General features: G+C 68.5%; 6 protein-coding genes. 2 read left to right on the top strand and 4 right to left on the bottom strand.

Going from position 1 to position 8872, the window contains the following annotated elements; genetic code table 11:
- Positions 1-148: 148 nt before the first annotated feature.
- The 4 genes from LAO51_18785 to LAO51_18770 form a co-directional block, all read right to left on the bottom strand.
- Positions 149-1282, bottom strand: a complete 1134-nt coding sequence (locus LAO51_18785) for an amino acid permease (GenBank protein ID MBZ5640788.1) — start codon at positions 1280-1282, stop codon at positions 149-151.
- An 85-nt stretch (positions 1283-1367) separates the two neighbouring features.
- Positions 1368-2936, bottom strand: a complete 1569-nt coding sequence (locus LAO51_18780) for an amino acid permease (protein ID MBZ5640787.1) — start codon at positions 2934-2936, stop codon at positions 1368-1370.
- Between the two features lie 67 nt (positions 2937-3003).
- The gene (locus LAO51_18775) at positions 3004-4242 is read right to left on the bottom strand and encodes an anion transporter (protein MBZ5640786.1); all 1239 of its coding nucleotides are present in this window, start codon (positions 4240-4242) and stop codon (positions 3004-3006) included.
- A 10-nt stretch (positions 4243-4252) separates the two neighbouring features.
- On the bottom strand, positions 4253-5233 hold the full coding sequence (locus tag LAO51_18770) for an aldo/keto reductase (GenBank protein ID MBZ5640785.1): 981 nt from the start codon (positions 5231-5233) through the stop codon (positions 4253-4255).
- Between the two features lie 251 nt (positions 5234-5484).
- Between LAO51_18770 and LAO51_18765 the strand changes: the two genes are divergently transcribed.
- The gene (locus LAO51_18765; protein ID MBZ5640784.1) at positions 5485-7914 is read left to right on the top strand and encodes a sodium-translocating pyrophosphatase; all 2430 of its coding nucleotides are present in this window, start codon (positions 5485-5487) and stop codon (positions 7912-7914) included.
- Positions 7915-8003: 89 nt separating this feature from the next.
- Positions 8004-8872 (top strand): EamA family transporter RarD (rarD, locus tag LAO51_18760; GenBank protein MBZ5640783.1); only part of this gene is annotated, 869 nt, incomplete at its 3' end.

Genomic DNA, 8872 nt, shown 5'->3' with positions numbered 1-8872 from the left:
ATCGGCGACACTGTTTTCGACATGGAAATGGCGCGAGGCGCCAGGGTCCCCGCCATCGGCGTCGCCTGGGGCTATCACGAAAGCGCCGAGCTCACGGCCGCCGGGGCGGTCGCCGTCGTCGATGCCTTCGGCGAACTCCCGGACATGGTCAAAAGATTGATAGGGAGGGCGTGATGCGTATTCGCACGATCGTCGGAATACTGGTGCTCTGCGGCAGGAGGCCGTCGCGGGCGATGGCGAGGAGCACCCGCGGCTGGCTGAGCATCATGACGAGCAGGACCGACGTGATGCCGAACAGCGCCCCGACCGCGATCAGGACCTGGGCCCACGGCAGGCCGACCGAGCCGAACGCGCTCGAGACCGGCGAGTTGATGTTGATCTGCCCGTAGGGCACCATCCCGGTCAGGACCGCCGCGACCGCGATGTAGAGCACCGTGCAGATCAGGAGCGAGGACACGATGCCGATCGGGACGTCCCGGTGCGGGTGCCGGGCCTCCTCCGCGTGGGTCGAGACCGAGTCGAACCCGATGTAGGCGAAGAAGACGAACGCGGCCCCCGCGAGCATTCCCAGCGGCTTCCCGGAGGGATCGTGCTGGCCGAACACCGATTTCCCGAAGAAGCTGACGCCGGTGAGGCCGTAGGGCGCGAACGGGTGCCAGTTCGCCGGGTTGACGTAGAAGGCGCCCACGGCGATCACGAAGAGCACCACCGCGAGCTTCACCGCCACCATGACCGTGTTGAAGCTCGCGCTCTCGCGGATCCCCTTGACCAGGACGGCCGTGATGATCACCGTGATGATCATCGCGGGCAGGTCGATGTGCGAGCCGGTGGAGATCACCTTGCCGACGGTTTGGTCGTAATCCCACGGGCTGAGCCCGAGGCCGTGTGGGACCTTGACGCCGAAGACCGACAGGAAGTCCTGGAAGTAGTGGGACCAGCTGTTGGCCACCGTGGCCGACGTGACCGTGTACTCCAGCACCAGGTCCCACCCGATGATCCAGGCGAACAGCTCCCCCATGGTCGCGTACGCGTAGGTGTACGCCGAGCCGGCCACGGGAACCATCGACGCGAACTCCGCGTAGCAGAGCGCGGCGAAGACGCAGCCGATCCCCGAGACGACGAACGAGAGGATCAGCGCCGGGCCGGCGTTGTCGTGGGCCGCCTTCCCCGTCAGCACGAAGATGCCGGCGCCGATGATCGCGCCGATCCCGAGGCTGGACAGCTGAACGGGCCCGAGGATCCGCCGCAGCCGGTTCTCGCCCTTCATCTCCTCGAGCAGCATCTCGAGGGGTTTTCTCGCGAAGAGTTGGCTCGCCACCGACGGAACCTCCTTGGCCGGCCGGACCGGCGGGCGGGAACTCCGGATTCTACGCGCGTCCCCTCGCCCGCGCTCCGCGCCATAGGGCGTACACGGGGACGCCGCTCAGGACGATGAGAAGGCCGGGCCAGGTCGTCTGGCTCCGATAGGCCACGAGCGTGAGCAGGATCACGGCCGCCGCCACGAGGTAGAGCGCGGGAACGACCGGGTAGCCGAACGCCCGGTAGGGCCGCTCCGCGTCCGGCCGACGGCGCCTCAGGACGAACAGGCCGATGAGCGTCAAGACGTAGAAGATCAGGACCGAGAACACCACGTAGTCGAGCAGGTTGCCGTACAGGTTGCCGTAGCGCTCCGGCCCCAGAGGCTCGCGCCCGAGGCGCGTCCTGGGGAGGATCAGCAGGGAGGCCCAGATCCCTTGCCACCACAACCCGACCGCCGGAACGTGCCGCGCGTTGAGCCGTCCCACCGGCCTGAAGAACAGCCGGTCGCGCGCCATCGCGTAGTACACACGCGCCCCGGCCAGGATCAGGCCGTTGTTGCAGCCGAACGTGGAGACGACGATCGCCCCGGCCATGAGGATCGCCCCTAAGGGCCCGAACACGACGCCGAGGAACGCGGTCCCGACGCGGTCGTCGGGGGCGCCCTGGATCGCCGTGATCGGCAGCGCCGTGAGATACGAGACGTTCGCGAGAAAATAGAGGAGCGTGACGAGGCCGGTGCCGGCGGCCATCGCCAGCGGAACCGTGCGCCGCGGCGATTTCACCTCCCCGGCGGTGAACGTCACGTTGTTCCAGGCGTCCGCGGAGAAGAGCGACCCCACCTGGGCGACGCAGAAGGCGACGAACAGGCCGAAGGCCCCACCGGCCGCGGAGACGATGGGGACGAACGGGAAGTCCGAGCGGACGGGGGTCGACGCGCGGAGCGTTCCCCAGAAGTCGTGGAAGTTCGCCGCGATCGCCGCCGCGTTGCGCCCCAGGGCGAGCCCGAGCACGATCACCGCGGCGAGCGCGAGGGTCTTGACCGACGTCAAGGAGTTCTGGATCAGCTTCCCGAGGCGGATCCCGCGGGTGTTGGTCCACGTGAGGAACAGGATCGAGACGATCCCCACGAGCTGCTGGGACGACAGGCTCACGGCGTAGCGGGATGAGAGGTTGAGGGGCGGCACGATCCACACGTCGGGCGACACCGACGGTACGAGGACGCCCAGGAAGCGGGCGAACGCCACCCCTACCGCCGCGATGGTACCGGTCTGGATCACGAGGAACAGCGCCCAGCCGTAGAGGAACCCCCAGAGCGGCGAGTACGCCTCCCGGAGGTACACGTACTGGCCACCCGCCTCGGGCATCATGGACGCCAGCTCGCCGTAGGACAGCGCGGCGGCCACGGTCAGGAGCCCGGTCACGAGCCAGGCGACGAGGAGCCAGCCGGGGGACCCGATCAGTCGGGCCATGTCGGCGGACACGATGAAGATGCCGGACCCGATCATGGACCCGGCGACGATCATCGTGCAGTCGAGGAGCGAAAGCTCGCGGACGAGGCCGTCGGGGCCCGCACCGGGCCCGCGGTCTGAGATCGTGGGATGCGCCGGCGTCTCGGTGGATCGTCCGTCCGGTGCCATCCTCCCGCGATCCCTCCCGCTCCCCGAGGCCGAGACGCGCGATCCTATCCGCGCCGCCCCGCCGAGGTCAACCCGCGGCGAACGTCAGCCAGGCCCACGCGATCGCCAGGGTCCCGAGGGTGATCGGCGCCCCGGCGCGCAGGTACTCGAGGAATCGGACCTCGACCCCGTCGCGGCGGGCGGTCTCGAACACGATCAGGTTGGCGACGGACCCGAGGATCGTCAGGTTCCCGGCGAGGGTCGAGTACGCGGCCAGGCCGAGCCACGCCGGGCGGGCCGCCTCGGGAAGGACGCGCTCGAGCGACGGGACGAACAGCATCACGGCCGGGACGTTGCTCACAAGCTGCGAGAGGAGCGTGACCGCCGCCGCGAACCGGGCGGTGGCCAGAGCACCCGCGCGCGCCAGCGGCGCCCCCACCCCCGCCACGAGCGATCGCGCGAGACCCGCCTCCTCGACCCCCCGCATGACGATGAAGAGGCCCGAGAAGAGCAAGAGCAGGCTCCAGTCCACTTCCTGGAGCGCGCGGCGCGGCCGCGTCGCGCCGGCGAGGATCACGACCGCCGCCGCGCTCATCGCCGCGGCGGCGGGCTCGACCCCCATCGCGAGCGCCGCGACCATCCCCGCGCCGGCGACGAGGCTCGCGGCGAGCATGGAGCGCTGGACCGCGGCCGGCTGCCGCGGAGGCGGGACCGTGAGCCGATGGCCGGTCACCTCCCGGCGGTAGAGCCGGCACAGCACGGCGGCGCACGCGACGAGCCCCGCGGCCGAGACCGGTCCGAGCGACGCCGCGAACGGCAGCAGTCGGATCCCCGACCGCACCGCGATCAGCGCGTTCTGAGGGTTCCCCAGCAGCGTCGCGGCGCTGCCGATGTTGGCGGCGGTGGCGAGAGCGATCAGGTACGGGATCGGTCGCAGCTCGAGTCGCTTCGTCACGCGGAGCACCACGGGTGCGAGCATCAGGCAGACCGTGTCGTTCATGAACAGCGCCGACAGGACCCCCGACGACGCGACGATCCACAGGAGCAGCCCTCGCGGACTCCTCGCGAGGCCGATGATGCGGCGCTCCACCACCTGGAAGAACCCCGAGAGGTTCATGTAGGCGAGGACGATCATCATCCCGAGGAGGAAGAGGATCGTGTCGAGATCGATGGCGCGCTTCGCCTCGCCGAAATCAAGCACCCCGAAGGCGACCATGGCCACGGCGCCGAGGAGGGCTCCTGCGGGCCGGCCGATGTGAAGCCTCGGGAGCCTCTGGAGCCCCAGGAGGAGATACGTCAGCGCGAAGATGATGGCGGCTGCGACCACGACGCCCCTTCTAGTACCAGTTCTTCTCCCAGGCGTGGGGCGTAAGGCGCGCCAGGAGCGATGGCGTGAGTCCCCGGCCGTCGGACACGGACGCGTTCGCCCTCGCGTGACCGGGGCGCCGCATCCCCGGGATCACGGTCGAGACCTCGGGGCGCGACAGCACGAAGCGGAGCGCCAGCTCGGGCAGGGTCTTCGCCTCCTCCCCCAGCAGGGCCTTGAGAGCGTCGGCCCGCCGCGCCGCCTCCGCCTTCCTTTCCCCGCGGAAGTAGCGGTGCCGCCAGTCCCTCGGCGGGAACTCCGTGTCCGGCCGGACCGCGCCGGTGAGCGCCCCCTCGTCGAACGGCACCCGGACGATGATCCCGAGGTCCTTTTCCCTCGCGAGCGCGAACAGCTCGCGCTCCGGCGAGCGGTCGAAGACGTTGTAGATCACCTGGGCCGACTCGAGGAGCGGGTCGGACAGGACCGTGAGGGCCGTCCCCGGAGCATGGTCGTTGATCGAGATTCCCCAGTGCAGGACCTTGCCCTCACGCGTGAGCCGCTCCATCGCAGTCCGGGTCTTGTCCCACTCCGGGGACGCGAGCCAGGCGTCGTGCCACACGTGGAATTGCTCGAGGTGCAGGGCCTCGGCGCGGAGATTCCCGAGAGACTCCTCGACGCACTTCACCACCCACGCCGCCGGGAACACGTCGCGGAACGGGGTCGCCTCCTTCCCCGGCCAGACGTAGTCCTTGGGGGGGATCTTCGTCGCGACAGCCACCTGGTCCCGGCGACCGGGCTCCTCGAGGACCGCCGCGATCACCCTCTCGCTGTGCCCGTCCCCGTACGCGAGCGCGGTATCCACGAAGCTCACGCCGAGCTCCAGCGCCTCGCGGAGGGCCGCCTTCCCCTCCTCGTCGTCGACGCCGAGCCACATCGAGCCGCCGATCCCCCAGGCGCCGAAGCCGACCTCCGAGACCTCGATCCCCGTCCTCCCGAGCCGCCGTCTCCGCATCGATGTCTCCCTCCCGAGCCGCGCCCGCTTGAGCGGGCCCGGCAAGTCTACAGTACGCCGTCTCCCGCAATCCTCGACAGGTCGAGTCCCTTTTGTTATAAAGCGGGGTCGGTTCGCGGCCGATAGAACCGAGGGCGGTCGGTCCGCGGGGCGCGTTGCGCGTCCACAGCACGGAAGAACATTGCCTCGAGAGGATGCCCATGACGTTCATCACGACCCACGCGCGTAACACCAAGATGCCGCGGCTCCTCATGGCCGCGCTCCCCTCGATCGTCGTGCTCGCACTGGCGCTCTCGGGCGCCGCGGCGGCGGAGCCGCCCGCGGGCGGCGCCACCCACGCCGGAGGAGAAGCCAGCCTCGTGCTCCCGGACCTCTCCCAGGCCCAGTTCCTCGGGACCGACGGGCACACGCTCCTCCTCTTCGGCCTCCTGGTCTGCCTGGCGGGACTGCTCTTCGGCCTCCTGATCATGGCGCAGATCCGGAACATGCCGGTCCACGAGGCGATGCGGGAGATCTCGGAGCTGATCTACGAGACCTGCAAGACGTACCTCGTGACCCAGGGGAAGTTCATCCTGCTCCTCTGGGTGTTCATCGGGACGATCATCGCCCTCTACTACGGCCTCCTCCAGCACTTCGACCTGGTGAAGGTCGCGGTGATCCTGCTCTTCAGCCTGATCGGGATCGGCGGCAGCTACGGCGTGGCCTGGTTCGGGATCAGGATCAACACCTACGCCAACTCCCGGACGGCGTTCGCGAGCCTCAAGGGGAAGGTCTACCCGCTCCACTCGATCCCGCTCCGGGCCGGGATGAGCATCGGCATGGCGCTGATCAGCGTCGAGCTCCTGATGATGCTGTGCATCCTCCTGTTCGTTCCGCGGGACTACGCCGGCCCCTGCTTCATCGGGTTCGCGGTGGGCGAGTCGCTGGGTGCCGCGGCGCTCAGGATCGCCGGCGGCATCTTCACCAAGATCGCCGACATCGGCTCCGACCTGATGAAGATCGTGTTCAACATCAAGGAGGACGACGCCAGGAACCCGGGAGTGATCGCCGATTGCACCGGCGACAACGCGGGCGACTCCGTGGGGCCCACCGCCGACGGGTTCGAGACCTACGGCGTCACCGGCGTCGCGCTGATCTCGTTCATCCTCCTGGCGGTGCCGAGCGCGCTGATCCAGGTGCAGCTCCTGGTCTGGATCTTCGTGATGCGCGTGATGATGATCATCGCCTCGGGTGGGTCGTACCTGCTCAACGACGCGATCACGAGGGCGCGGCACGGCGCGGCGACCAAGATGAACTTCGAGCACCCGCTCACCGTCCTGGTCTGGCTGACATCGGTGGTCTCGCTGGCGCTGACCTACGCGGTGTCGTTTCTTCTGATCGGGAACCTCAACAACGACCCGTCGCTGTGGTGGAAGCTCTCCACGATCATCACGTGCGGGACGCTGGCCGGCGCCGTGATCCCGGAGCTGGTGAAGGCCTTCACGTCGACGAACTCGCGGCACGTCAAGGAGGTCGTCAAGTCCGCCCGCGAAGGAGGCGCGTCACTCACGATCCTGTCCGGCTTCGTGGCCGGGAATTTCGCCGCCTACTGGCTCGGCATGAGCATCCTGACGCTCATGACCGTCGCGTTCCTGGTGAGCACGACGGGGCTCGCGGCGATCATGGGCGCACCGGCGGTGTTCGCGTTCGGCCTGGTCGCGTTCGGCTTCCTCGGGATGGGGCCGGTGACCATCGCGGTGGACTCCTACGGGCCGGTCACCGACAACGCCCAGTCGGTCTACGAGCTGTCGGTCATCGAGCAGATCCCGAACGTGAAGCAGGAGATCAAGAAGTCGTTCGGGTTCGACCCGGACTTCGAGAACGCCAAGGGGCTCCTCGAGGAGAACGACGGCGCGGGGAACACGTTCAAGGCGACGGCGAAGCCGGTCTTGATCGGCACCGCGGTGACCGGCGCCACCACCATGATCTTCTCGATCATCGTGGTGCTGACCCACGGCCTCACGGAGAACCTGGACAAGCTATCGCTCCTCCACGCGCCGTTCCTCCTGGGCCTCGTGACCGGCGGCGCGATGATCTACTGGTTCACCGGCGCCTCGACCCAAGCGGTGACGACCGGCGCCTACCGGGCCGTGCAGTTCATCAAGCAGAACATCAAGCTCGAGGGGTCGTCCCAGAAGGCCTCGGTGCAGGACAGCAAGAAGGTCGTCGAGATCTGCACCCAGTACGCCCAGAAAGGGATGCTCAACATCTTCCTTGCGGTCTTCTTCGGCACCCTGGCGTTCGGCTTCTTCGAGCCGTTCTACTTCATCGGGTACCTGATCTCGATCGCGCTGTTCGGTCTCTACCAGGCGATCTTCATGGCGAACGCCGGCGCCGCGTGGGACAACGCGAAGAAGATCGTGGAGACCGACCTCAAGGAGAAGGGCACGGCGCTCCACGCCGCCACGGTGGTCGGCGACACGGTGGGCGACCCCTTCAAGGACACCTCCTCGGTGGCCATGAATCCCGTGATCAAGTTCACCACCCTGTTCGGTCTGCTCGCGGTGGAGCTGGCCGTCTCCTTGACCGCGAGGCAAGGGCCAGTCTTGGGGCGGTCCCTCGGCGCGGTCTTCCTCCTGATCTCGATCGTCTTCGTCTGGCGGTCGTTCTACCGAATGCGAATCGAGACCGAGCAGGCCTGACCGGAGGGGTTCGAGCGATATCCTGAGAGGGCGGGCCGCTCGGCCCGCCCTTTCGTTTGGGCGGGGCCCGGCCCGGCGCGCGGAGGCACGTGGACGATCGCTCCGAGACGCGGCGGGGGCTCCTCCTCGCCCTCCTCGCCTACGGCTTCTGGGGGCTCGTGCCGCTCTACTTCAAGGCGGTCCGCAGCGTCCCTCCCCTCGAGATCCTGGCGCACCGCGTCGTCTGGTCGGTCCCCCTCGTCGCGGTCCTGATCTCTCTTTTCGGGAATTGGGGGCAGGTCCGCGCAGCACTCCGCTCCCGGCGGACGATCCTGACCCTGGCGCTCAGCGCGACCCTCGTCGCCACCAACTGGTTCACGTTCATCTTCGGCGTGACCCACGACCGGATCCTCGAGACGAGCCTCGGCTACTACATCAACCCCCTGGTCAACGTGGTGCTCGGCATGGTGTTCCTGCGCGAGCGTCTGACCCGGCTCCAGACGGTGTCGGTCCTGCTCGCGGCCGCGGGGACGCTGCACCTGGCCCTGAGCTACGGCGTCGTGCAGTGGATCTCCCTGGTCGTGGCGTTCACGTTCGCCTTTTACGGTCTGCTGCGCAAGACCGTCCGGGTGGATTCGATGGGAGGCCTCCTGATCGAGACGGCGCTCCTCGCGCCCCTGGCGCTGGGTTTCCTGCTGGTCCTGGGAGCGCGTGGGACGGGGGCGTTCGGCACGGCGGGCCTCGGGATCGCGGCGCTCCTCGTCCTCGCGGGGGTGGTGACGTCCGTGCCGCTGATCTGGTTCGCCAGCGCGGCCCGGAAGCTCCCCTACTCCGTCCTCGGGCTGTGCCAGTACCTGTCGCCGAGCCTGGCGTTCGTCCTGGCGGTGTTCCTCTACGGAGAGCGGTTTACCCGGGCCCACGCCGTCGCGTTCGGCTGCATCTGGTCCGCCCTAGCGATCTTCTCGGTGGACATGTGGCA

The sequence above is a fragment of the Terriglobia bacterium genome, from assembly GCA_020073205.1.
Classification (GTDB): Bacteria; Acidobacteriota; Polarisedimenticolia; order Polarisedimenticolales; family JAIQFR01; genus JAIQFR01.
Note: the sequence above shows the minus strand (reverse complement) of the source record. Positions and strands in the feature narration are given on the sequence as shown.